The 24,993-nt window shown below is 43.9% G+C and carries 16 protein-coding genes and 3 pseudogenes; 8 read left to right on the forward strand and 11 right to left on the reverse strand.

Annotation, left to right across the window (positions count from 1 at the left end):
• Positions 1-9: 9 nt before the first annotated feature.
• From LDO37_RS15515 to LDO37_RS15545, 7 genes and pseudogenes are all read left to right on the forward strand, one after another.
• Positions 10-108, forward strand: a pseudogene (locus LDO37_RS15515) (reactive intermediate/imine deaminase); the annotation flags it as partial.
• A gap of 193 nt (positions 109-301) precedes the next feature.
• Complete coding sequence (gene ovoA, locus LDO37_RS15520) at positions 302-2,416, forward strand: 5-histidylcysteine sulfoxide synthase (RefSeq protein ID WP_126607766.1); 2,115 nt, start codon at positions 302-304, stop codon at positions 2,414-2,416.
• A 217-nt stretch (positions 2,417-2,633) separates the two neighbouring features.
• Positions 2,634-4,106 carry a molybdate ABC transporter ATP-binding protein ModF gene (modF, locus tag LDO37_RS15525; RefSeq protein ID WP_126607765.1) on the forward strand — a complete coding sequence of 491 codons (1,473 nt, stop codon included), beginning with the start codon at positions 2,634-2,636 and terminating at the stop codon, positions 4,104-4,106.
• 110 nt (positions 4,107-4,216) lie between these two features.
• Complete coding sequence (locus LDO37_RS15530) at positions 4,217-5,308, forward strand: PfkB family carbohydrate kinase (protein ID WP_101112406.1); 1,092 nt, start codon at positions 4,217-4,219, stop codon at positions 5,306-5,308.
• Positions 5,309-5,318: 10 nt separating this feature from the next.
• A complete protein-coding gene (locus tag LDO37_RS15535; protein WP_126607764.1) occupies positions 5,319-6,236 on the forward strand; it encodes a pseudouridine-5'-phosphate glycosidase in 918 nt (305 codons plus the stop codon).
• 132 nt (positions 6,237-6,368) lie between these two features.
• On the forward strand, positions 6,369-7,340 hold the full coding sequence (locus LDO37_RS15540; protein WP_126607763.1) for an NlpC/P60 family protein: 972 nt from the start codon (positions 6,369-6,371) through the stop codon (positions 7,338-7,340).
• Between the two features lie 86 nt (positions 7,341-7,426).
• Positions 7,427-7,846 carry a hypothetical protein gene (locus LDO37_RS15545; protein ID WP_126607762.1) on the forward strand — a complete coding sequence of 140 codons (420 nt, stop codon included), beginning with the start codon at positions 7,427-7,429 and terminating at the stop codon, positions 7,844-7,846.
• Positions 7,847-8,262: 416 nt separating this feature from the next.
• Here the strand turns inward: LDO37_RS15545 and LDO37_RS15550 are convergent.
• The 5 genes and pseudogenes from LDO37_RS15550 to secA all read right to left on the reverse strand — a co-directional run.
• Positions 8,263-9,412 (reverse strand): annotated as a pseudogene (locus LDO37_RS15550) (transposase); the annotation flags it as partial.
• 274 nt (positions 9,413-9,686) lie between these two features.
• Positions 9,687-12,917 (reverse strand): carbamoyl-phosphate synthase large subunit, encoded by a 3,231-nt coding sequence (gene carB / locus LDO37_RS15555; protein WP_101112411.1) that lies wholly within the window; start codon positions 12,915-12,917, stop codon positions 9,687-9,689.
• 17 nt (positions 12,918-12,934) lie between these two features.
• On the reverse strand, positions 12,935-14,074 hold the full coding sequence (gene carA / locus LDO37_RS15560) for a glutamine-hydrolyzing carbamoyl-phosphate synthase small subunit (RefSeq protein ID WP_101112412.1): 1,140 nt from the start codon (positions 14,072-14,074) through the stop codon (positions 12,935-12,937).
• Positions 14,075-14,555: 481 nt separating this feature from the next.
• Entirely contained in the window at positions 14,556-15,365 is an 810-nt protein-coding gene (gene dapB, locus LDO37_RS15565) for a 4-hydroxy-tetrahydrodipicolinate reductase (RefSeq protein ID WP_126607759.1), read from the reverse strand.
• A 154-nt stretch (positions 15,366-15,519) separates the two neighbouring features.
• Positions 15,520-18,243: a preprotein translocase subunit SecA gene (gene secA / locus LDO37_RS15570; protein ID WP_126607760.1), complete on the reverse strand. Its 2,724-nt coding sequence runs from the start codon at positions 18,241-18,243 to the stop codon at positions 15,520-15,522.
• Positions 18,244-18,609: 366 nt separating this feature from the next.
• Between secA and LDO37_RS15575 the strand changes: the two genes are divergently transcribed.
• Entirely contained in the window at positions 18,610-19,074 is a 465-nt protein-coding gene (locus LDO37_RS15575; RefSeq protein ID WP_101112415.1) for a DUF721 domain-containing protein, read from the forward strand.
• A gap of 118 nt (positions 19,075-19,192) precedes the next feature.
• Here the strand turns inward: LDO37_RS15575 and LDO37_RS15580 are convergent.
• The 6 genes and pseudogenes from LDO37_RS15580 to LDO37_RS15605 all read right to left on the reverse strand — a co-directional run.
• Positions 19,193-20,032: pseudogene (locus tag LDO37_RS15580) on the reverse strand (IS3 family transposase); the annotation flags it as partial.
• The gene (locus LDO37_RS15585; RefSeq protein WP_126607613.1) at positions 20,032-20,541 is read right to left on the reverse strand and encodes a helix-turn-helix domain-containing protein; all 510 of its coding nucleotides are present in this window, start codon (positions 20,539-20,541) and stop codon (positions 20,032-20,034) included. The pseudogene LDO37_RS15580 and the gene LDO37_RS15585, both read right to left, overlap by 1 nt.
• Before the next feature lie 82 nt (positions 20,542-20,623).
• Positions 20,624-21,541: a UDP-3-O-acyl-N-acetylglucosamine deacetylase gene (gene lpxC / locus LDO37_RS15590; protein ID WP_126607509.1), complete on the reverse strand. Its 918-nt coding sequence runs from the start codon at positions 21,539-21,541 to the stop codon at positions 20,624-20,626.
• 96 nt (positions 21,542-21,637) lie between these two features.
• Positions 21,638-22,870 (reverse strand): cell division protein FtsZ, encoded by a 1,233-nt coding sequence (gene ftsZ / locus LDO37_RS15595; RefSeq protein WP_104401286.1) that lies wholly within the window; start codon positions 22,868-22,870, stop codon positions 21,638-21,640.
• A 30-nt stretch (positions 22,871-22,900) separates the two neighbouring features.
• Positions 22,901-24,166 carry a cell division protein FtsA gene (ftsA, locus tag LDO37_RS15600; protein WP_101112418.1) on the reverse strand — a complete coding sequence of 422 codons (1,266 nt, stop codon included), beginning with the start codon at positions 24,164-24,166 and terminating at the stop codon, positions 22,901-22,903.
• Positions 24,159-24,944 (reverse strand): cell division protein FtsQ/DivIB, encoded by a 786-nt coding sequence (locus LDO37_RS15605; RefSeq protein WP_126607508.1) that lies wholly within the window; start codon positions 24,942-24,944, stop codon positions 24,159-24,161. Before LDO37_RS15605 ends, ftsA begins: the two co-directional genes overlap by 8 nt.
• Positions 24,945-24,993 lie beyond the last annotated feature (49 nt).

Genomic DNA, 24,993 nt, shown 5'->3' on the forward strand with positions numbered 1-24,993 from the left:
GGAATTCACATGAACAAAATTGAAACCAACAACGCCCCTGCGGCAATCGGACCTTATGTTCAAGGTGTGGACTTAGGTAGCTTAGTCATTACATCAGGTCAATTACCTTGAACCCTATTTAAGCCGCTGAAATAGCGGCTTATTCCACACTCCAAAAGTGATTTAAATCACACAATTACCTCAGAGCTTGTTTCCTTTTTGCTATTTCCTCGGTCTGTAATGTTTTTGCACTGCAGCTTCCTCTTTATGAACTAGTTTTAATAAAACTGTGTTGGATACGCTGAACTTTGGAGATGTCATCATGGAAAACAACCTGATCAGGGATCATCAAACCATTCTTCTTACTGGAGAAAATGAACAGGATAAAAGGAAAGAACTCCTTCACTATTTCGATCAAACATGGCGCTTGTATGAGTCTTTGTTTGATGTGATCAACAACGATCAGGCTTATTACAAGAAAGCCGAACCCTTACGCCATCCGCTGATTTTTTATTTTGGTCACACCGCCACGTTTTTTATCAACAAACTGAAACTGGGCAAGATCATCGATCAACGCATCAATACAAACTTTGAATCCATGTTTGCTATTGGTGTGGATGAGATGTCTTGGGATGATCTTGATGAAAAACATTATGATTGGCCATCCGTTGAAGACGTCAGACATTACCGAGATCAAGCCAAGCTATTGATCGAAAAAACGATCAACTCTATGCCTTTAAGCCTACCGATCACCCAAGACCAACCCGCTTGGGCAATATTAATGGGTATTGAACATGAACGTATTCACCTAGAAACCTCATCCGTCATCATTCGCCAGCTTCCCCTTGATGATGTCAGCCCTCATCCTTTGTGGGAAAGCTGCGTAGATACTGGGATCGCCCCTAAAAACAGCTTAATCAGCATTGCAGGTAATAGTGTAACATTGGGTAAATCCCCAGAAGACGCGACTTATGGTTGGGACAACGAGTTTGGCACACAAAGTTGCCAAGTAGACGATTTCAAAGCATCGAAATACTTGGTATCAAACCAAGAGTTTATGGAGTTTGTTAAAGATGAAGGCTATCAACAACTGCGCTTTTGGAATGAGGAAGGGCAGAGCTGGCTTAACTACACGCAAGCGACCATGCCTCGATTCTGGCGCAATCAGGAAGGGACTTTTTGGCAGCGTAATCTCACAGAAGAAATCCCCCTACCGTTAGACTGGCCAGTAGAAGTCAACCAGCTAGAAGCCAAAGCCTTCTGTAACTGGAAAGCGGAGCAAGCTCAGGCAAACATCCGGCTTCTCACTGAACCTGAATGGCAATTGCTGAGAGAAAATATCGATCAAGATTCCCCCATTTGGCATGAAGTACCCGGAAACTTACAACTTTCATTTTATGCTTCATCTTGCCCAGTTAATCGCTTTGGGCATAACGGTTTGTTTGACGTTGTGGGTAATGTTTGGCAGCACACTGAAACGCCAATCGACGGATTCAGCGGCTTTGAAGTTCATCCACTTTACGATGATTTCTCTACACCCACCTTTGATGGTAAGCACAACATGATCAAAGGGGGATCATGGATATCTACCGGAAATGAAGCCATTCGCTCATCACGCTACGCGTTTCGTCGCCATTTCTATCAACACGCAGGGTTTCGTTATGTCGAATCGGATCAAAATCCGCAAGATATGGTCTCCATGAACATTTATGAAACCGATGAGCTCATTTCCCAGTATCTTGAATTCCACTATGGAAAAGAGTACTTCGATGTACCCAATTTTTGCGTGAATGGCATCGAGCAAGTGATGCAAACCATTCAGCTGAAGCAAAGTGCCCGCGCTTTGGATATTGGTTGCTCTGTTGGACGCGCAACGTTTGAACTCGCGAAGCACTTCGACTACGTGGACGGCATTGATTTCTCAGCACGCTTTATTCAACAAGCTTATGCACTGACTGAACAAGGTGAGAAACGCTATACCATCAAAACAGAGGGAGATTTGGTTGAATTCAAAAGCGTGACACTTGAGCAACTTGGGTATGGAAACCTCGCTAATAAAGTGAATTTCATGCAGGGGGACGCCTGTAACCTCAAACCTCAGTACGCCAATTACGATCTGGTTTACGCATCAAATCTGATAGACCGATTGTCGGACCCTAACGCTTTTCTTACCAGTATTAGCCAGCGGCTAAACCAAGGCGGCTATTTAGTGATTGCCTCGCCCTATACTTGGTTAGAAGAGTATACAGATAAGGAAAAGTGGCTGGGTGGCACAAAAGTAAACGGTGAAAACCACACCACACTGGATGGGTTAACCGACGCGCTAAATGGCGAATTTGAACGGATTGCCGTGAAAGAAGTGCCGTTTGTTATCCGTGAAACCAAACGTAAATTCCAACATACGTTGTCTGAAATGAGCATTTGGCGAAAACGTTAACGGCTCAAATCTACTTGTATTGGCACGCCCTGTGGTGTGCCTTTTTTTGTGCGCTTATTTGCTACTCAAAACCTCTCTTACACACTGCTGGAACGCATAAACCACGAATTCGAAGATTAAAAAAAGAACACAAATCGCACAATCGCTACCCAAATCTAATTTACATTGGAGCGCGGCTTTTTTAAGCTTGTGACATTCATAAAGGCAAGGATGTCATATGCCCATCACATTATCCCAAGTACACACAAACAACTCTCCTCACGCGCTATCAATCAAACATTGGAAAATTGAAAACCAACAGAACTGGGGGATATTCTGTGCCAGAGGCGATATTGGTGAGCAACTTTACCAAGTTCTCACTGGCAGTTGTGAACTTGAATCAGGTAGTTGCGAGCTTGAGTCGGGTAGCTGTGAAAGTACAACAAACCAAATTGCTTATGTTTCTCTCTCTCAGCAACAGGCACTCCTTGAACAAGAGATCGCTGATGACGATACAGACTTTATGGATAAGTTTGATAACGGATCAACGGTAAGCGAATTACTAATGGCTTCAGATCAGCCAGCGAGCGACATTGGCCTACTTGTCGAACGGTTAGATTTAAAGCACCTGCTTGATCGTGGTTTTCGTTTGCTTTCAACGGGAGAAACACGTCGGTTAATGCTGGCACGGGCACTGCTTGAGAAGCCTAAACTTCTAATTTTAGATGAACCTTATACTGGGTTGGATCAAGCACACCGAAAAGCACTCGCTCATTTCCTCCAAGACCTCAGCCGAAAGGTACAACTATTGATTCTGGTTTCACGGGAAAATGAGTTACCAAAATGGATTGAGCATATTGCGTTGTTCGAACATGGAAAACTGACCCAAACACTCTCAAGAAAGGAGTGGGAAAGCCATCCCATCATCGCTCAGATCAATGCGCAATCCGAAGCCCAGAGTGAGCAAGTGCTCGATCTGTACAATAAGCATCAACACAAAGTGACTTTTTCTGAACCGCTCGTTGAACTGGTGAATGGCAAAGTGGAATACACCGACCAGAAAATATTCAGCGGTGTAAATTGGCAAATTAAGCACCACCAGCATTGGCAAGTTAGAGGACCAAACGGTTGTGGGAAAAGTACGTTGCTGGGGCTAATTTTTGGCGATCACCCTCAATGCTACAGTAACGATATTCGCTTGTTCGATATGAAGCGGGGTAACGGTGAAACGGTTTGGGATATTAAGAAACACATAGGAATGGTGTCTTCAGCGCTGCACTTGCAATACCGTGTAAGTTGTAAAGCCATTGAAGTTGTTTTATCTGGCTTTTACGACTCTATCGGGCTTTATGAATCTCCAAGTAAAAATCAAATTGAAACTGCAAGGGAGTGGCTCGCTATTTTCCAAATGAGCGATATTGCCAATCAGCCTTTTAAAGAGCTCGAATATGGGCAACAACGATTGCTGCTTATTGCCCGAGCCTTAATCAAACAACCTGCGCTTCTTATATTGGATGAGCCCTATCAAGGGCTGGATTTTCTAGGTAGAAGACTGGTAGTGAACTCACTTGAATTAATTGCGAAACATAGACTTAGCCAACTTCTGTTTGTTTCTCACTATGAAGAAGATGCCATTGATAGCATTCAAAATTTCGTTGATTTTGTCCCTAGCGAAGACGGTGAAAGCTATGTTGTCCAAATCACTCAATAAGTGTTGTCGCTCACATAACATACAACGACCAAGACAAATGTATTGACGTTTTTTTACTCACACCTCAACCTAACAAAAGTTAGTTAATCAAACTTTTGTTAGGGTTTCTTATGACGGAACGTGAACAACAAATCTTTCAGTTGATTAAGCAAGACCCAATGATCCCCCAGCAAAGTATTGCGGAGAAACTTGGGATCAGCCGAAGTGCCGTGGCTGGACATATCATGAATATGACAAACAAAGGCATCATCCTAGGGAAGGGGTATATTTTGTCAGAATCTCAATACGCCGTAGTGATCGGCGGTGCAAACATGGATATCTTAGGTCAACCCAAACACACCATGCATCAAGGTGATTCCAATCCTGGCGTCGTTTCATGCTCGCCGGGTGGAGTTGGTCGAAACATTGCCGAAAACATCGCAAGGCTCGGCACAGAAGTGCGTTTAATCTCTGTTGTGGGTAACGACACTTATGGGCAATTAATATTAGACAAAACACGCCAAGCGGGCGTTGATGTCTCGTCGGTATTGAAGCTTTCCGATGGTACAACATCCACTTATCTTTCTTTGCTCAATGAAGATGGCGACATGCAGGTTGCCGTTTCAGACATGTCCATCCTAGAGCGTTTAACCATTGAATCGCTAGAGCCTCACCTTGAAACCATTAAGCGAGCGGAAGTAATCGTCATTGACACCAATTTGAGTGAGTCACTGCTCGAATACATCTTCAGCCAGTTTTCCGATAAGCCGATATTTGTCGATACGGTGTCCAGTACCAAAGCGGTAAAAATCAAACCCTATTTAAACCAGATCCACACACTCAAACCTAACATCAAAGAAGCGCAATCTTTGTCTGATCTGCCTTATCACAATCAAGAAGATCTCAGCGCGATTGCCGACTGGTTCCTCAATCAAGGGACTCAGCAAATCTTTTTAAGCCTTGGGGCGGAAGGGGTGTTCTATAAAGATGATCAACGTACCCAGCTTTTCCCAACTGTGAGTAATCATATTGAAAATGCTAATGGTGCTGGAGATGCTTTCTTGGCTGGGTTAGCTCACAGCTTCATCAATAAATGGTCGGTAGAAAAAAGCGGTGAGTACGCCATGGCTGCCGCCAGCGTTGCGCTTTCTGATGTCGCAACCATCAACCCAAACTTTTCAGACAGCGCGATTCAGCGTGTATTAAATGAGACCGAATGTTAAAGGACACAATATGTTAACTCAGTATTTGGATGTAGCGCCTGAAGTCGCTCAAGCGCTCAAAGCAGGTCAACCCGTTGTTGCGTTGGAATCGACCATCATTTCTCATGGTATGCCCTACCCCCAAAACGTCGAGACCGCCCTTAAAGTGGAACAAACGGTTCGTGATAATGGCGCTGTTCCCGCCACTATTGCAATCCTAAAAGGGCGATTGAAAGTTGGGATGTCTCAAGATGAAATTGAATATCTAGGCAAAGCAGGGCAAAACGTTATCAAAACCAGCCGCCGAGATATTCCGTTTATTGTCGCCAAAGAAGAAGACGGCGCGACTACCGTTGCTTCTACTATGATCCTTGCTGCCATGGCTGGAATCAAAGTATTCGCGACTGGGGGAATTGGTGGTGTGCACCGTGGTGCGGAAACCTCTTACGACGTATCAGCCGACCTACAAGAGCTTGCCAATACCAACGTAGCCGTTGTATGCGCTGGGGCAAAATCCATTTTGGATATCGGTTTAACACTGGAATACTTAGAAACGCATGGTGTGCCCGTCATTGGATACCAAACAGAAACCCTCCCTGCATTTTATACACGAGAAAGCGAGTTCCAAGTCGACTATCGCCTAGATTCTCCAACTCAAATTGCTACTGCTTTAAAAGCAAAGTGGGATTTAGGACTGGATGGTGGCGCTGTTATCGCAAACCCAATTCCAGAGCAATACGCGATGAATAAAGCGGAGATTGATCAGGTCATAGCGAGCGCTATCGAAGAGATGGATGCAAAAGGGATTAAAGGAAAAGACTCCACACCATTCCTTCTTGCCAAAGTCGCAGAAAAAACCGCTGGAAACAGCCTCGCTTCTAACATTCAGCTAGTGTTTAACAATGCGAAGTTGGCGGCAGAGGTAGCTGTGAAATTACCAACCAAGTAACACTTATGTAACTGATTCTAAAATCAATATTCATTTATCTTTAGAACACCCCGCAAATAACTTCAATTCGTTTGAATTGTCTATCTGTACAGATATCCTCCGAGGGGATTTTCAATTTCTCCGGAGGAAAGAGTGTATAACAAGTTACTAAAAACTGGAGCAAGTGGGCGCGAAGTTGTTTCACTTCAGTTTTATCTCAATAAAATTTTGATGCCCACAACTCCAACGTTACTTGATGGAAAGTTTGGTTCAGGTACGAAGAAATTAGTCAAAAAATACCAAGCGCAGTTTGGTCTTTTCACAGACGGAGAAGTAGGTTCAAAAACTTGGGAATCCATAAAACTCCAAAACACAAAAAAAGCATACAGAAAGCCACTCAAGTTCAGCAACAAATGTGTTGATATAGCTCACTTACAAAATGCGCTAAACAAACTCCTAAATCTCAGCCCCAAAATGTCACTTGACGGGCGGTTTGGGGCAGATACTGATCGCTATGTTCGTGAGTTTCAAGCTCGTCTATCGCTTGGTATAGATGGAATAGTTGGAAGGGATACTTGGCTAACGATAGAACAGCTATTGACGAATAAAATAGCAATAATGACTTTGAACTTTATTCAAAATTCAATGCACGATCTTCGTAAAATGCTTGTTCCAAGAGGTGATACACCATGGATGAAGTATGCTATTCAAGAAAAAGATTCTGGAAAAACCCATGAAGAAGTTGGTTCTAAAAATAACCCTCGAATAATCGAGTATCATTCAACAACAACCTTGAAAGCACAATCTGATGAAGTCCCATGGTGCTCCTCTTTTGTCAATTGGGCCATCATCAAGTCTGGACATAAGGGCACGAACTCAGCAGCTGCAAATAGTTGGCTAAAATGGGGAAAGAAAGTATCTGCAACGCCAGGAGCAATAATTATCATCCACAATTCCGGTGCAGCAAACTCAAGCCTAACTCGTTCTGGTAATCACGTTGGCTTTCTACTGAGTGAAACTGAACACTACTTCAGCATATTGGGAGGGAATCAACGTGATCAAGTAAAAGAAAGTAAATACCCAAAACGAAGTTGGAAAGTGAAAGGTTATCGCCTACCAAACTAAATCTCTCAATTCGGAGAAAACTAATGTTGAATATAATTTTCTCGACATTCATGTTGTCAGTTTCAGTGATGGTAATAAATGGACCCATGATAACTGATGACAAAGAGATCATTGATAAGCACGGACAATGTGAGGAGTTTATTGATTTTTGGTACAAATTGAGACCGTATATCGAAAAGCGTGACTACAAATCCATATCAGAACAAACTCTTTTTCCATTTACGGTAGAAGGGATTGCAGATTGGATGGAACCCAAAAAGGTAAACGTAGCTGAGTTTGAAGTTGTCCTAAACGATATTTTCAATGACGGGCAATTTTCCTACTTAGATAAGAAGAGTGGCGACTATATTGACACTAACACATACCACGTCTTGCTAGATTCCGAACCAGAATTAGGGGGCTATCCTCCTTGTAATGATAACTTTGCTAGAGTCAGTGATTTAAAATTTAAAAAAGTCGAAGGTAAGTGGCATCTGTACGCAGGATATCTATCAACTCTTGAATAAATCAATAGCTTAGTTATAAATATCGTTAACCAACAAATATCCCCATATACTTCCAAATGGGGATTTTCGCTCAATTATTTTCAACTACAGACACTCATATATGGAAATCACCAAAGTTCTATTGGTGCTTCAATTAGCTTTGCAGGCATCGCTAGCTCAGGAACAGTTAAAGCACTCGCTATTGGTATCCATGAGGAACTAAAGTTTGAGTGATGAAAATCATATCTATCTGGCGATTAAAAGTATCGCATCCGCACTTTCAGTTATCCTCCTTCTTATCATTGGAGGATCACTAACGATGTCGCTTATTGAAGCAACTTTTAGTGTTGGTGAGAGATTTGGTTATTTTTACTATTGGGTCGTAATGATGGGTACAGCAATAATGATCTGCTCCAGCAAGACTGGACACTTCATTAAGCGACATTTTGCTGTTCAAAGTTAACTGGGCTTAGATACCCAAGAGCACTGTGCCTTCTCATCCGATTATAATCAACCTCAATGTACTCGAAGACCGTTTGGCGCATCTCATTTCTTGTCATGATCGGTTCGTATTGGATCGCCTCGACTTTCATAGAATGGAAGAAGCTCTCAACACACGCATTATCCCAACAGTTTCCTTTTCTACTCATACTTTGTTTTAGGTTATAAGCACTTATTATGTCCCTATAGTCTTTTGAGCAATACTGGCTACCTCGATCACTATGGACAGTAACATGCTCAGGGAACCCTCGACGGAACAGAGCCATTGATAATGCATCGCAGACCAGAGTTGCCGTCATCCTCGTATCCATTGACCAACCGATCACTTGTCGTGAGTAAAGGTCGATGATGACAGCCAGATACAACCAGCCTTCGCTCGTGGCAAGATACGTGATATCTCCCGCCCATTTTTGATTCGGAGCCGTTGCGTTAAAGTCTTGAGCTAGCAAGTTCGGCGCTACGGGCATCTTATGCTTGCTATCCGTCGTACATTTAAACTTGCGTGCCGCTTTCGGCGTTAAATCCTGACGCTTCATACTGGCGGCAATGGTTTTAACATTACGGCTATCCCCATTCTCAGCTAGCTCTTTCTGGATGCGCCTTGAGCCATCACGCCCCTTCTATTGTCAAAAGCTTTTTTGACTTTTTCATCAAGCTTTTGGCGTATTGCCTCACGCTGGATGGCCTTGTGGCGATGCTTAATCCAGTAATAGAACCCACTTCGTGAAACTTCGAACACCTTAGCCATGCGGACCACATTGAAACACAGAAGGTGTTCTAGCATAAATTCATAGCAATCTACTTTAGATTTTTCGCGAAGTAGGTGGCGGCCTTTTTTACGATATCTAGCTCTTCAGCTTGCTCAGCCAATTGCCTTTTGAGCTTGGCGACTTCGGCAGCGAGATCTCTTTCACGCTGACTGGTACTGGTGTCTTTTTTAATTGCCTTACGCCAACCGTAGATCTGGGATTCATGCAACCCGAGCTGCCTCGCTGCCGCAGCAACTCCCACTTTCTCTGATAGCTTCAAAGCTTCTGCCTTAAATTCAGGGGAATGTTTAATTCTAGTTTTTTTGTTAGTTGTCATTGTTCACCTCGTTAGTGATTGTACTCACTTAACTTGGTGTCCAAAACTGCTGGGGCGGATCACTTTATCAAATGTCGCCATCCCACTGTTATGTTTTATCTTATTGTGCGGAAAGGCCTACAAAAACTTTGTCGAGTTCTACTACGTATTACAGAGCAATCGTCGACAAGAAGGAAGAAGGTTAAAAGAGCTCACCAAGCACAGATAGTCATCACATCAGACAACAAAAAGCCCGCTCATTGAACGGGCTTCCTTTTATCGTTAGAAATGGCGATTAAGCTAAGCTTTCTTTCACTTTAGCGTGCAATTCCTGAACTGACGTTACGCTTGTTTTCGCATCAGCTGTATGTGCCATACAGGTTGCAAATGCTGCGTTTAGCGTTGTTGTATAGTTCACTTTCTCAGCAAGAGCACCACGACGAAGAACTTTCGAATCTTCAATCGCTTGACGACCAGCAGCGGTGTTCACGATGTAGGTGTACTCATTGTTCTTGATACGGTCAAGAATGTGAGGACGACCTTCGTGTACCTTGTTTACCAAGCGAGGGTTAATACCCGCTTCACCAAGGATAACTGCTGTGCCGTGAGTTGCGTCTAGCTGGTAACCAAGCTTCGAAAGCTTAGATGCTAGGTCAACAACACGTTCTTTGTCGCCTTCACGAACAGAAAGAAGTGCACGACCACCTTCAGGGTAGATGTTGCCACAACCCAATTCAGCTTTCGAGTATGCTTCTGCGAACGTTGCACCCACACCCATTACTTCACCAGTAGAGCGCATTTCAGGGCCTAATAGTGGGTCTACACCAGGGAATTTGTTGAATGGAAGTACCACTTCTTTCACTGAGTAGTATGGTGGGATGATTTCTTTCGTGAAACCTTGAGACTCTAGAGATTGACCAGCCATTACACGTGCTGCAATCTTAGCGATTGGCGCGCCAGTTGCTTTCGATACGAACGGTACTGTACGTGCTGCACGAGGGTTAACCTCGATTAGGTATACTTGGTTGTTCTTAACAGCAAACTGCGTGTTCATTAGACCGCGAACACCCAATTCGAACGCGAGCTTTTCTACTTGCTCACGCATGACGTCTTGGATTTCTTGGCTTAGCGTGTACGCAGGAAGCGAACATGCTGAATCCCCTGAGTGAACCCCCGCTTGTTCGATGTGCTCCATGATACCGCCGATAACAACGCGCTCACCGTCACAAATCGCATCTACGTCTACTTCAACAGCATCATCTAGGAAGCTATCCAGTAGTACTGGTGATTCGTTTGAAACGCTGACTGCTTCGTTGAAGTAGCGGCGCAAGTCTTGCTCGTCGTATACGATTTCCATCGCACGACCACCCAGCACATAAGAAGGGCGCACAACCAATGGGAAGCCGATTTCGCGAGATTTCTCAACCGCTTGATCCATAGTAGTCACGGTCGCATTCTGTGGTTGTAGAAGACCAAGACGGTCTACAGCAACTTGGAAACGCTCACGGTCTTCAGCACGGTCAATAGCATCTGGGCTTGTACCGATAATTGGTACACCAGCAGCTTCAAGAGCACGAGCCAATTTCAGTGGCGTTTGACCACCATACTGAACAATCACACCTTTTGGTTTTTCAACACGAGCGATTGCTAGAACATCTTCCAAAGTAACTGGCTCAAAGTACAGACGATCTGACGTGTCGTAATCGGTAGAAACAGTTTCAGGGTTACAGTTCACCATGATGGTTTCGTAACCGTCTTCACGCAATGCTAGCGACGCATGTACACAACAGTAATCAAACTCAATACCTTGACCAATACGGTTAGGACCGCCACCTAGAACCATGATTTTGTCATTGTCTGTAGGCTGTGCTTCACACTCTTCATCGTAAGATGAGTACATGTAAGCCGTATCCGATGAGAATTCAGCAGCACACGTATCAACACGCTTGTACACTGGGTGGATATCATATTGGTCACGTAGGCGACGAATTTCGCTTTCAGACACACCTAGTAAGCTTGATAGACGCGCATCGGAGAAGCCTTTACGCTTCATTTTGCTTAGTACTTCTTGAGTAAGACCAGCAAAACCACCTACTTTCACTTCGTTCTCTAGTTTCACTAGTTCTTCAATTTGAACTAAGAACCAACGATCGATTTGAGTCAGGTTGAACACACCATCAACAGATAAACCAGCACGGAATGCATCGGCAATGTACCAAATTCGTTCTGCACCTGCTTCTTTAAGCTCGTGGCGAATTTTCGACAGTGCATCAGGCGCGTCCAGATCAACCATTTCATCGAAACCATTTGCACCTACTTCCAAGCCACGTAGTGCCTTTTGTAGAGATTCTTGCTGGTTACGACCAATTGCCATCACTTCACCTACTGACTTCATTTGAGTCGTCAGACGGTCATTTGCTCCTGCAAATTTTTCGAAGTTGAAACGTGGAATCTTAGTTACCACGTAGTCGATGGTTGGTTCGAATGACGCTGGAGTTGCACCACCCGTGATATCGTTCATTAGCTCATCAAGCGTGAAACCAACAGCAAGCTTCGCTGCGATTTTCGCGATTGGGAAACCCGTCGCTTTAGACGCAAGAGCAGAAGAACGAGATACACGTGGGTTCATCTCGATGATAACCATACGGCCATCTTTCGGGTTGATACCAAACTGTACGTTTGAGCCACCCGTTTCAACACCAATTTCACGCAGTACCGCTAATGAAGCGTTACGCATAAGTTGGTATTCTTTGTCTGTCAGCGTTTGAGCTGGAGCTACGGTGATTGAGTCACCCGTGTGAATACCCATTGGGTCGAAGTTTTCGATTGCACATACGATGATACAGTTGTCAGCTTTATCGCGAACAACTTCCATTTCGTACTCTTTCCAACCGATCAGAGATTCATCGATAAGAAGCTCGTTGGTTGGAGACAAGTCCAAACCACGGCGACAAATATCTTCAAATTCTTCTTTGTTGTATGCGATACCACCGCCAGTACCACCCATGGTGAAGGATGGGCGAATGATACAAGGGAAGCCAACCATATCTAAAACTTTGTAAGCTTCTTCCATGCTTTTAGCAGTATCAGCTGTTGGGCACTCAAGACCAATCGATTTCATCGCTTTATCGAAGCGTGAACGGTCTTCTGCTTTATCAATTGCATCTGCCGTTGCACCAATCATCTCAACGCCAAACTCTTCAAGAACACCGTGCTTCTCTAGATCTAGAGCACAGTTCAATGCAGTTTGACCACCCATAGTTGGTAGAACCGCATCAGGCTTCTCTTTAGCGATGATGTTACGAACAACTTCCCACTGAATTGGCTCGATGTAAGTCGCATCTGCCATTTCAGGGTCTGTCATGATGGTTGCAGGGTTCGAGTTAACCAAAATAACTCGGTAGCCTTCTTCACGAAGTGCTTTACATGCTTGAGCACCAGAGTAGTCAAACTCACATGCCTGACCGATAACGATCGGACCAGCGCCCAGAATAAGAATACTTTGTATGTCAGTACGTTTTGGCATTTTCTCTCTACTCCAAATTACGCTGAGTGCTGTTTAATTAGTTCGATAAAGTGATCAAATAGTGGCGCTGCATCATGCGGACCAGGGCTTGCTTCTGGGTGCCCTTGGAAACTAAATGCTGGCTTATCTGTGCGATGAATACCTTGTAGAGAACCATCGAACAGTGATTTGTGCGTCGCGCGAAGGTTTTCTGGCAATGTCTCTTCATCCGCTGCAAAACCGTGGTTTTGAGAAGTGATCATAACCACATTGCGATCCAAATCCTTCACTGGATGGTTTGCACCGTGGTGACCAAACTTCATTTTTACAGTTTGTGCACCAGACGCCAGTGCCAAGATTTGGTGTCCAAGACAGATACCAAAAATTGGAAGACCTTTATCAAGGAAAACTTTAGTTGCTTCAATTGCGTAAGTACATGGCTCTGGGTCACCAGGACCATTAGAAAGGAATACGCCATCAGGGTTAAGAGCAAGCACTTCCTCTGCTGATGTTTCAGCAGGCACAACCGTTAAGCGGCAACCGCGGTCGACAAGCATACGCAAGATGTTACGCTTTGCACCGAAGTCGTAGGCAACGACGTGGAATGGCAGCTCAGCATCATCTTTCGCTTCCGGAAGACCTCCCGTGAGCGTCCACGAACCTTGTTTCCATTGGTACGCTTCTTTTGTTGTAACTTCTTTCGCAAGATCCATACCTTTCAAACCAGGGAACTCTTTTGCTTTAGCAAGAGCCAAAGCTTCGTCAAGGCTGTTGCCGGCTACAACACAGCCATTTTGAGCACCTTTTTCACGGAGAATACGAGTTAGCTTGCGCGTATCAATATCGGCAATGCCAACAATATTTTGTGATTTAAGGTAGTCAGAAAGAGATTGCTCGTTACGGAAATTTGAAGCGATAAGAGGGAGATCGCGAATCACAAGGCCTTGTGCATGAATGGAAGAAGATTCTTCGTCTTCGGAATTGGTTCCGGTATTGCCAATGTGAGGATAAGTAAGAGTAACGATTTGTTGAGAATAGGAAGGATCAGTGAGGATTTCTTGGTACCCCGTCATCGAGGTGTTAAAGACGACTTCACCAACAGCTGAGCCATCTGCTCCAATGGATTGTCCATGGAACACAGTCCCATCTTCTAGGACTAACAGTGCTGACTTACTCAAGGCAACCTCCAGAATAAAAATGCATTAACAGTGTATTTAATTGCAAACTCAGCCCTAAATTCGTTATAAAAACGCGCTTTGGGGGAATTTAGACAAATTGGCGGTATTCTAGTGATCACTGTGATTTGTGTCAACATTCTCAGTAAAAGAAATTTATCATTTGTTTGCTAAAACACATTAATTGGTGCAAAAGCCATATAAATCTAACTTATCTCCCTGTAACAATACGCCAAATGAGCATTGTTCATGAAAATTACCTTTATTTAGTAATAAATATAAGAAAATTGGTCATAGAGAAAAAGCAAACGATAATACATTGCAAGTTAATGTTCTTTTTAAGTCATTAAGGCAAAAATCAAGCTTAAGATGCTTAAATTAGAAGATTAACACTGGTAAAACTGGCGTGAAATTTAAGTTTATTTTGCAGGATATAAGTGAAATGAAGGTATGCGCCAGAAGGCTCCAGCGCATAAATATTTAATTAAAGCTCATTCAGACCAAGAACATCGGTCATAGTGTAGAAGCCAGCAGGTTTTGAAGCCAACCAAACCGCTGCTTTTACTGCACCATTGGCAAATGTCATGCGGTCGGTCGCTTTGTGAGTAATTTCAACGCGCTCACCAATATCTGCAAACATTGCAGTATGTTCACCAACAATATCGCCAGCACGGATAGTAGCAAAACCGATTTCATCTTTAGTGCGCTCACCAGTAATACCCTCGCGAGCATAAACTGCAACGTCACTTAGCTGATTTCCCATCGCTCCAGCAATTGCCTCTCCCATACCTATAGCAGTACCTGAAGGTGCATCGACTTTATGGCGATGATGCGCTTCAACAATTTCAACATCACAGTAATCACCCATAACTTTTGCTGCTTTTTCTAACAGTTTAAAGACTAGGTTTACGCCAACGCTGTAGTTTGGTGCCATAACGATAGAGATGTTTTTTGCCGCTTCATCGATCTGTGCACGTTCTTCATCAGAGAAACCCGTTGTACCGATTACGATTTGCTTCCCATGTTGTTTACAAAGTTCGATGTTAGCTAAAGTGCTCACTGGGGCGGTAAAATCAATGATGACATCAAATTCTTCAACCGCTTTGACAAAGTCATCGACTAAAGCGACTTCGAAACGACCTTCGCCGCACAATTCGCCTGCATCGACGCCGATAAGAGAAGATTCTGGTCTTTCAGAGGCTGCGCCAAGTTGCGCATCAGAATTCAGGTGGGTGGCTTTCACCAAGTTGCGGCCCATACGGCCAGCTGCTCCTGCAATCGCAATTTTTACCATTGCGTAAGTTCTCCATTTGTTACGATGTGATCAATGTAACGTAAAGGCTCGAAAGTTACCACAGTTAAACAAGGTTTATTCTTTGTACAAGACAGTAAAGTAGATAGATACAAAAAGAGCCGCGACTGCGGCTCTTTTGGGAGAGAGGGAAGAATTAAATCTTACCGTGACACTGCTTAAACTTCTTACCACTGCCACATGGGCAAGGTTCGTTGCGCCCGACTTTACGCTCTTCGCGTTGAGTAGGTTGCTGACTGGCTTCTTCTTGCTCACCATCAGAAAGCGGGTTTTCAGCTTGTTGATGCTGGAACTGCTGACGTCGTGCGGCTTCTTCTGCCTGTGCACGGCGTTGAGCTTCCATACGCTCCACTTCTTCTTCCTGTTGAACGCGAACTTTGCTGAGCACAGTAATCACATCAATTTTGAGTGAGTCCAGCAAACCTTCGAACAATTCAAACGACTCACGTTTGTATTCTTGTTTCGGGTTCTTCTGTGCATAGCCGCGTAAATGAATACCTTGGCGGAGGTGATCCATCGCAGCAAGGTGTTCTTTCCATAATGTATCAAGAGTCTGAAGCATCACGGACTTTTCAAAGTTACGTAGGATATTCTCTCCCACCACTTTTTCTTTCTCTTTGTACGTCTCAACTGCCGTATCAAGAATCTTCTCGCGAAGCGCCTCTTCGTATAACTTGTCGTCTTCATCAAGCCAAGCTTGGAGCGGTATGGTTAAATCAAAATCTGCTTTTAGGCGATCTTCAAGACCTTTCACATCCCACATATCTTCTAAAGACTGAGGTGGAATGTATTCACTAATTACGATGTCGAATACATCTGTGCGGTTTTGTTCAATCATGTCGCTGATGTCTTCAGCACTCATGAGCTCGTCACGCAACTCGTAGACAACTTTACGTTGATCGTTCGCAACATCATCGAATTCAAGAAGCTGCTTACGAATATCGAAGTTACGACCTTCAACTTTACGCTGTGCTTTCTCGATAGAACGAGACAACATTTTACTTTCAATCGCTTCACCTTCTTCCATACCACTTTGGATAAGGCTCGCCATGCGATCAGAAGTAAAGATACGTAGCAGTGAATCTTCCATCGATAGGTAGAAGCGTGATGAACCTGCATCACCTTGACGACCAGATCGACCACGCAGCTGGTTATCAATACGGCGAGATTCATGACGCTCAGTACCGATAATATGTAAACCACCAGCTTCAAGTACTTTGTCGTGTACTTCTTTCCAATCCGCTTTAATTTGATCTATCTGCTCTTGAGAAGGGTTGTCCAGTTGCTCCAGCTTCGCTTGCCAGCTACCACCTAGTACGATATCGGTACCACGACCCGCCATGTTGGTCGCAATGGTCACCGCACCAGGAGTACCAGCTTGAGCAACAATTTCCGCTTCTTTTTCGTGGAACTTAGCGTTCAGTACATTGTGCTTAACCTTGGCATTCTTCAGCGCGTTTGAAAGCAGCTCTGACTTTTCAATAGACACCGTACCAACCAAAGATGGCTGACCTTTTGCAGCACGCTCTTTGATGTCTTCAATGATCGCATTGAACTTCTCAGTTTCAGTACGGTACACCACATCTGGCATATCATCACGGATCATTGGTTTGTTGGTTGGAATAACAACGGTTTCCAAACCATAAATTGACTGGAATTCAAACGCTTCGGTATCCGCAGTACCTGTCATGCCCGACAGTTTTTCGTATAGGCGGAAGAAATTCTGGAATGTGATAGACGCGAGCGTCTGGTTTTCATTTTGAATTTTAACACCTTCTTTTGCTTCTACCGCTTGATGCAAACCTTCAGACCAACGACGACCAGGCATTGTACGACCTGTATGCTCATCGACTATCACAACTTCATCATCTTCATTGACGATGTAGTCCACATTACGCTCAAACAAAACGTGAGCGCGCAGTGCTGCATTTACATGGTGAAGTAGGCTTATATTGGTTGGAGAATAAAGCGTATCGCCCTCATCCATCAAACCGTTCTTAATCATCAACTCTTCAACAAACTCCTGACCATTTTCAGTCAGGTGAACCTGCTTGGATTTTTCATCCAGAGTGTAGTGCCCATCACCACGGTACTCTTCTGTGTCTTCCTTCTCTTGGCGAACAAGGTTAGGAATCAGAGTGTTAATACGAGTGTAAAGATCTGAGCTATCTTCAGCAGGACCAGAGATGATAAGTGGGGTACGCGCTTCATCAATAAGAATGGAATCCACCTCATCGACAACTGCAAAGAAACGCTCTCGCTGCACACGGTCTTCATCTCTGAAAGCCATGTTGTCGCGTAAGTAATCGAAACCAAACTCGTTATTCGTTCCGTAAAGAATATCCGCTTGATAGGCTTCTTTTTTTGCTAACGGAGGCATATTCGGTACGTTAACGCCTACCGTCATACCAAGGAATTCGAAAAGTGGGCGGTTTGTTTCTGCATCACGAGATGCTAAGTAATCATTCACCGTTACAATGTGCACGCCCTTACTAGGAAGCGCGTTAAGGTAAGCTGGAAGAGTTGCGGTTAAGGTTTTACCTTCACCCGTACGCATTTCAGCAATCTGACCATTGTTAAGGACCATACCGCCAATGAGCTGCACATCGAAGTGACGCATACCAAAAACACGCTTAGATGCTTCTCGTACTGTAGCAAATGCTTCCGGAAGTAAACTGTCTAGAGAATCGCCTTTTTCTAGGCGCTCGCGAAACTCTACTGTTTTCGCTTTCAGTTCTTCATCAGATAATGTTTCAAATTCTGGTTCGTAATTATTAATTTCTTTGACTATTTTTCGCAGACGACGCAGAGTTCGATCGTTGCGGCTGCCAATTACTTTTGTCAGTAGCTTAGTTATCATTTTCAGTGAATCTCTCTGTTTAGATCGTGCTCGATCTATCCTTGTAACTTTCAGTCTCTACCAGTTCCAAACTAAGAATACTGAGATACATCATGTTTGTAAGAATATTGAGGCGGCACCTTTGATTTTCAAGCGCCAATCTTAATTTTCAAATTTGCCTCGTATATTAAGTGATTATCAAATTGACAACCATGGGTATTAGCAATTGTTTGAGACAGGTTTAGAAATTTTCGATGTTCGGACAATAATCCCCCAGAAATTTTCGACGCTGAAGCAGAAAGTTACCCAAAGGCTTGGTATTCAAAGGTCACTGCTCTACACTCTCGAATTAAGGAAGTCTCGGAATACAGTAGTGAGGAGATGGCGATGCGCGATCACAGACCGACACTGACAAATGATCTTCTTGAATCTCAACAGCTAAGTAAAATTCAAGAACATGCGAAACAGATCAATGAACTAAATAAGCTATTAAAATCTCTATTACCCGCAAGCTTACTGGAGCATTGTCGAGCGGCTAACATAAAGGATAACCACTTGGTCATCGAAGTTGCCAGCGCTTCCGTACAAATGAAACTGAATTATGATCGTTTACACTTATTGACTCAGCTTCGCCAGCAAGGGTACGCAAAACTGATGGGGGTTCAAATTCGAATAAATCCGTCACTTTATCGAGGGCAAGATATGTCCGATCCGGATCCCGAATGGCAGGAAGTTCCCGTTTCAGAGGTCGCAGCTGAGTTCTTAATTGCAACAGCAAATATGCCTAACGCCACACCCAAAGTGAAACAAAGGCTAGAAAACATTGCCAATTTGGCGAAAAAGAAAAAATAGCCTAACACTAGAAATAAGAAAATTTGAGAAATAAGACAATTGGCAGCAAATAAATTCTGGTTTTCAAAAACAAAAAAACCAGACTAGTGAAGTGACCCCATAAAGTTGGACATTTCTGTTAAGCGGCTTTTAAGGCCTGATTTCGATATTCCGTCGGAGTCCGGCCTTTTAGTTTCACCTTGATGCGTTTCGTATTGTAATACTCGATGTATTCGTCAATATGTGCGATTAAGTCATCGGCATCTTCAAAGTGCTGATTATGGTACATTTCTGTTTTCAGTAAGGCAAAGAAGTTCTCTGCTACTGCGTTATCTAAGCAGTTTCCTTTTCGTGACATACTTTGAGTTAATCCCCGTTCAGCGAGAGTTTGCTGATACTTCCTATGCCTATATTGCCAACCTTGATCGCTATGCACTATGGGCTTAGCGTCTTTAGCTAAGGTCGCAACCGCCTCAGTCAGCATGTCAGTAACCAGAGGTAAACACGCATTTTTAGCAACCCTGTAAGCGACAACTTCTTGAGTAAACAGATCAACAATTGGTGATAGATACACCTTTTGTTGTTGAACTTTAAACTCAGTGACATCAGTTACCCATTTTTCATCAGGCTTCGTTGCATTGAAGTCCCGTTCAAGTACATTTGGAGCGGTTGTCCCAGCATCTCCTTTGTAAGAGCTGTACCGCTTAGGTCTGACCGTTGATTTCAAGCCTAGTAACCCCATTAGACGTTGAACTGTCTTATGGTTAAGCATGACGCCCTGTCTCCTTAACTCTAAATGAATACGACGATAGCCATATCTCCCTTTATGGTCATGATATATTTTCTCAATTAACCGTTTTTCATCTTGATAGCTTTCGATGGCGTTGTTCGACTGCGCATGATAATAGAAGCTACTTCTTGCTAACTTAAGAGCATGCAAGAGATGTTGCTGTAGATATCGATTTTTAAGAGCTAGAACTACTTTCGTTTTTTCTTTGTTCGACGATGTTTCTCCTGTTCCAGCTCCTCTAACTTTTTTAGGACAGCATTCTCTGCTCGCAAGTACGCTAACTCCTCTTTGAGCTCTTCCAGTGTTTTCTCGTCATCGCTCTTGTTTTGAATAAAAGGGTGCCTACTCATTACGGGTCGTCCTCTGCTACGTTCAAGCCCCTGAAAGCCATCTCTTTCGTACTGTTTGAGCCAAACAGCGATTGTGCCAGGGGAAGAAAAGTTTAAAACCGCACTAGTGTGACTGATAGACCAACCATTCGTCCACATATGAGTTAAAGCTTGCAGTTTAGTTTGCGCATTTTTTGCAAAACTATGAGGCATAAATGCCTGAGAGCCATGAATATCGAATACTTGTGCCCAGTAACGTATTTGACGCGATGGTATGGAATGAAGGCGAGAAAGCTCCTGAGATGAGCTTTCGCCTTGTAGGTATTGTTTCGCTATTGAGCATTTCAATGCTCGGTTGTATTTGGACATAAAAAGACCCCCAATAATTGGTGTCCAACTATTGGGGGTCAGTTCACTAGTGTCTGGTTTTTTTAATTCTTTATGTTCGCTTCTACGCGAGAACCATATTAGGTTCACCGAACGCGACTGGAGACCCAACTTCTTCTTCGAAAGATGCCCACTCCCACGCTTCTTGATCGGCAAGTACCGCTCTTAGTACTTTGTTGTTCATCGCATGACCGGATTTATAGGCGCGAAGTTCACCAACAATACTATGACCGCACATGTACAAGTCGCCAATGGCATCGAGTACTTTATGAGTCACGAATTCGTTTTCGAAACGTAGCCCTTCTTCATTAAGAATTCGGTACTCGTCCAACACAATCGCACAATCAAAGCTACCACCAAGACATAAGTTCTGAGATTGAAGGTATTCAATGTCCTTCATGAACCCAAAAGTTCGTGCTCGTGAGATATCTTTGACAAACGCTTGAGAAGAAAAATCAAAAAGTAGGTGCTGTTCGTCAGATTCAATTGCAGGATGATCAAATTCGATAGCGAAATCCATACGAAAACCATCGTGAGGGACTAACTCAGCCCACTTATCACCATCTTCAACGCGAACCTTTTTCTTAATACGTACGAAACGTTTAGGGGCGTTGAGCGTTTCAATACCAGCCGACTGCAACAGGTAAACAAACGGACTCGCGCTGCCATCCATAATAGGGATTTCAGGTGCGTCCACTTCGACAATTACGTTGTCGATCCCCATACCAGCTAGTGCCGCGTTGAGGTGCTCAACGGTTGAGATTCTGATACCTTCATCGTTGACTAGCGCAGTACAAAGCATGGTGTCACGAACTGACGCAGGATCGGCTGGGAAATCGACAGGCGGATTCATATCCGTTCTGCGATAAATAACCCCTGTGTTCGCCGCAGCTGGACGAAGAGTAAGTGTGACTTTTCTACCCGAGTGCAAACCCACTCCAGTTGTCTTCACCATCTCTTTCAGAGTTCTTTGTCTGATCATTTACCTACCCCTACTACGTATACCAGCCGTGCGACCGGAAAATCGACCGCACATGCTACCACGTTTCTGACGAATATCAATTATTTCGTACAATAATCAGTCAGCTTGGCGTCTCAAGAACGCTGGAATGTCCAAATAACCATTCTCTTTTTCCTGCTTCGGTGCAGTGTTTGCACCACCTTGAGCAGGAGTCGAAGGGCTAGCTGGAGCAGCTGGCTGACTCTTCACCTCTTCACCTTTTGGCAAGTTATTCGCTTGCAAAGGCTGTGCCGTTTTTTCTTCAACTTTGGCTGCTGGAGCAGCTGGCTGTTGAGCTGGCGTGGTGTTTTGTGGCTTGGAAGCACCTGTTACTAAAGTAATTTCAGGTTTTTTCTCGTTGCCAATTCCGGTTGCAACAACAGTTACGCGAATTTCATCGGTCATGTCCGGATCCAGAGATGTACCAATAACTACCGTCGCATTATCTGATGCAAACGCTTTTACAGTATTACCGACAGTTTCGAATTCGTCCAGACGCATATCCAAACCTGCCGTAATGTTCACAAGAACACCTCTTGCGCCAGCCAAATCAATATCTTCCAGAAGTGGGCTAGAAATTGCCGTCTCTGCCGCTTCTTCTGCTCGGTCCTCTCCCTTAGAGACACCGCTTCCCATCATCGCATGCCCCATTTCCGACATTACAGTGCGTACGTCCGCAAAGTCGACGTTAATCATGCCAGGGCGAGTAATCAATTCAGCAATACCTTGTACTGCGTTCTTAAGAACGTCATTGGCGCTTGCAAATGCTTCAAGCAGAGTAACACCACGTCCCAATACCTTAAGCAGCTTTTCATTCGGGATGGTAATCAAAGAATCTACATGCTTTGATAATTCTTCGATGCCTTGTTCTGCAAAAGCAAGACGTTTCTTTCCTTCGAATCCAAATGGCTTAGTCACTACAGCTACCGTTAGAACTCCTAGTTCTTTCGCTACTTCTGCGATTACTGGAGCTGCACCTGTACCTGTACCACCACCCATACCGGCCGCTATAAATACCATATCGGCACCGGTTAGAATTTCTTTAAGTCTGTCTCTGTCTTCAAGAGCCGCTTCGCGACCTACCTGCGGGTTTGCGCCAGCTCCAAGACCTTTGGTGATATCGCCACCAATTTGAATAACAGTGTTTACGCTCGTTTTACGAAGTGCTTGAGCATCTGTGTTGACACTGATGAATTCCACGCCTTCAATAGATTCACGCACCATGTGCTCTACGGCATTACCACCGCCACCACCAACTCCAACGACTTTAATTACCGCATCGTCAGACATTTCCATCATCGGTTCAAACATTTGTTATCTCCGTTTTTCCTGTATTTCAGGTTAAAACTCTTTCTGTATCCAATTACGCATTTTTTGAAACAACCCAGAAACATTAGACTGTCGCTTGGGTTCGTTGTAGTCACCATCTTCAGAGAATTGGCTGTCTTTTGCGTAATGAAGTAATCCAACTGCCGTAGAATCATACGGCTCTTTAACGTAATCAGTTAGGCCACTGATTTCCAACGGTTTACCTACTCTGACTTGGTTACGAAAAACCCTTTCGGCGCATTCCACAACCCCTTCAATCTGTGCAGCTCCACCCGTTAAGACTACGCCTGCTGCGAGATGGTGTTTAATCCCTTCTGCTCGCAGTTTGTCTTGAACGTTATCGATAGTCTGATTGACCAAGCCCATAAGTTCAGTATATCTGGGCTCAATCACTTCCGATAGTGTTTGTCGTTGCAAACTTCGAGACGGACGACCACCAACACTTGGAACATTCACAGTATCATCTTTACTGACAAGCTCACTGAGCGCACAGCCGTACTTTACTTTTATCTCTTCAGCATCGCTAACAGGCGTGCCAAAAGCAAATGCGATGTCACTTGTCACTGCATTGCCGGCGTAGGAAAATACTTCCGTATGTCTAAGCGCACCACCAGTCCAAATGGATACATCCATTGTCCCAGCGCCAATATCGACGACGCAAACACCTAGCTCTCGTTCATCTTCGGTAATGACTGCATTACTCGAAGCTAAGCCAGAAAAAACCAGCTGTTCTACTTTCAGTCCGCAACGCTCTACCGCTTTAATAATATTTCTCGCCATGTCGTTATGGCAAGAAATCAGATGAACGCTGACCTCCATCCTTACCCCTGATAAGCCAAGCGGATTCTTAATCCCTTCTTGATAATCAATAGTAAATTCTTGAGGAATTACATGTAAAATTCGCTGTTCATCACCAATTTTTATGGACTTTGCTGTGTGGATCGCACGATCCATATCGTCCTGAGAAACCTCTTCATCTGAAATGGTTCCCATTCCTTTTTCAATCCTGCTAGCAATATGACGCCCAGAAAGCGAAATAAATACTTTGCTGATTTGGCATTCAGCCATTAATTCAGCTTGATCAACAGCCCTTTGTACTGACTTGACCACAGATTCAAGATCATTCACGCCACCTTTGTCCATACCTCTCGACGGACTTGTGCCAGCGCCAATAATATTAATCTGCCCATCTGGTAGGCATTCACCTACCAAAGCGGAAACGGTCGCAGTACCAATATCAAGACCAACAATGATGTTGTCATCTGTGGTTTTAGTCATCTGTGCTCTCTTGTACTAAATCCTGATTTGGAAACCAACCTATTGCCGCTCCTGTATCATACCGTAAGTCGATATGACTAATCTGTTGCGATTTTGAGCCAAGCTTTTGATAAAGCGCAACAAAACGTGTTATTCGTTCAAGAAGCGCTTCTTTTCCAAGCTCCAAACGTATTCCGCTAGTCAAAATAACTTGCCATGCACGTCTGTCGTTTAGGAGTACGGAAGAAACGGTAAGGTCCACCGGAGCCAGTAGCTCTTGAATTTTTTGCCAGGCTTGCAAGACTTGCTGATGACTCCCTTCAGGGCCATAAAGTTTAATCTTTTCACTCGTCAGCTCTGCAATATCGGCATCAAATACATTTCCTTCCATGTTGAGCATGGAAATACCATTCCATATAGCTTGGGCTTCATGCTCAACTAAATATACTTTGATCGTGTCTGGCCATTGTTTACGTATTGACACTCGCGCTACCCAAGGTAGGGCTAATAAGGCATTTTGAAGCTCATCAACGTCTTGAGACATAAAGGTGCCAATATGCTCGAATGAAGCAAAGGCACTTTGCACCTCTTTTGGCTGCACGTGAGTTAAATCCCCTTGCAGTACCAATTTAGATAATGGTAATCGTTGCTCGTCCCACATCCAATTCAATGTAGAAAATATCAACCAACCAATAAACAAGACAACAACGACTAAAAAGCCTATCCCCAAGAGTGTATTGTGGGGCTTGGGTAACTCTTCGTACGTTTCTATTTCGCTTTCGTGGCTCACTGAGTACATACCAATGCTATCAATTATTTAACGATATTCTTGTTCGGTTTAGAGCAGA

Source organism: Vibrio penaeicida (genome assembly GCF_019977755.1).
Classification (GTDB): domain Bacteria; phylum Pseudomonadota; class Gammaproteobacteria; order Enterobacterales; family Vibrionaceae; genus Vibrio; species Vibrio penaeicida.

What these genes read in the sequence shown, in the direction of transcription:
- LDO37_RS15605 (WP_126607508.1), bottom strand. Translation starts at nt 24,944, where the DNA reads ATGTACTCAGTGAGCCACGAAAGCGAAATAGAAACGTACGAAGAGTTA.
- LDO37_RS15575 (WP_101112415.1), top strand. Translation starts at nt 18,610, where the DNA reads ATGCGCGATCACAGACCGACACTGACAAATGATCTTCTTGAATCTCAA.
- LDO37_RS15545 (WP_126607762.1), top strand. Translation starts at nt 7,427, where the DNA reads ATGATAACTGATGACAAAGAGATCATTGATAAGCACGGACAATGTGAG.
- LDO37_RS15585 (WP_126607613.1), bottom strand. Translation starts at nt 20,541, where the DNA reads ATGTCCAAATACAACCGAGCATTGAAATGCTCAATAGCGAAACAATAC.
- secA (WP_126607760.1), bottom strand. Translation starts at nt 18,243, where the DNA reads ATGATAACTAAGCTACTGACAAAAGTAATTGGCAGCCGCAACGATCGA.
- modF (WP_126607765.1), top strand. Translation starts at nt 2,634, where the DNA reads ATGCCCATCACATTATCCCAAGTACACACAAACAACTCTCCTCACGCG.
- ftsZ (WP_104401286.1), bottom strand. Translation starts at nt 22,870, where the DNA reads ATGTTTGAACCGATGATGGAAATGTCTGACGATGCGGTAATTAAAGTC.
- dapB (WP_126607759.1), bottom strand. Translation starts at nt 15,365, where the DNA reads ATGGTAAAAATTGCGATTGCAGGAGCAGCTGGCCGTATGGGCCGCAAC.
- ftsA (WP_101112418.1), bottom strand. Translation starts at nt 24,166, where the DNA reads ATGACTAAAACCACAGATGACAACATCATTGTTGGTCTTGATATTGGT.
- carB (WP_101112411.1), bottom strand. Translation starts at nt 12,917, where the DNA reads ATGCCAAAACGTACTGACATACAAAGTATTCTTATTCTGGGCGCTGGT.
- ovoA (WP_126607766.1), top strand. Translation starts at nt 302, where the DNA reads ATGGAAAACAACCTGATCAGGGATCATCAAACCATTCTTCTTACTGGA.
- LDO37_RS15530 (WP_101112406.1), top strand. Translation starts at nt 4,217, where the DNA reads ATGACGGAACGTGAACAACAAATCTTTCAGTTGATTAAGCAAGACCCA.
- lpxC (WP_126607509.1), bottom strand. Translation starts at nt 21,541, where the DNA reads ATGATCAGACAAAGAACTCTGAAAGAGATGGTGAAGACAACTGGAGTG.
- LDO37_RS15535 (WP_126607764.1), top strand. Translation starts at nt 5,319, where the DNA reads ATGTTAACTCAGTATTTGGATGTAGCGCCTGAAGTCGCTCAAGCGCTC.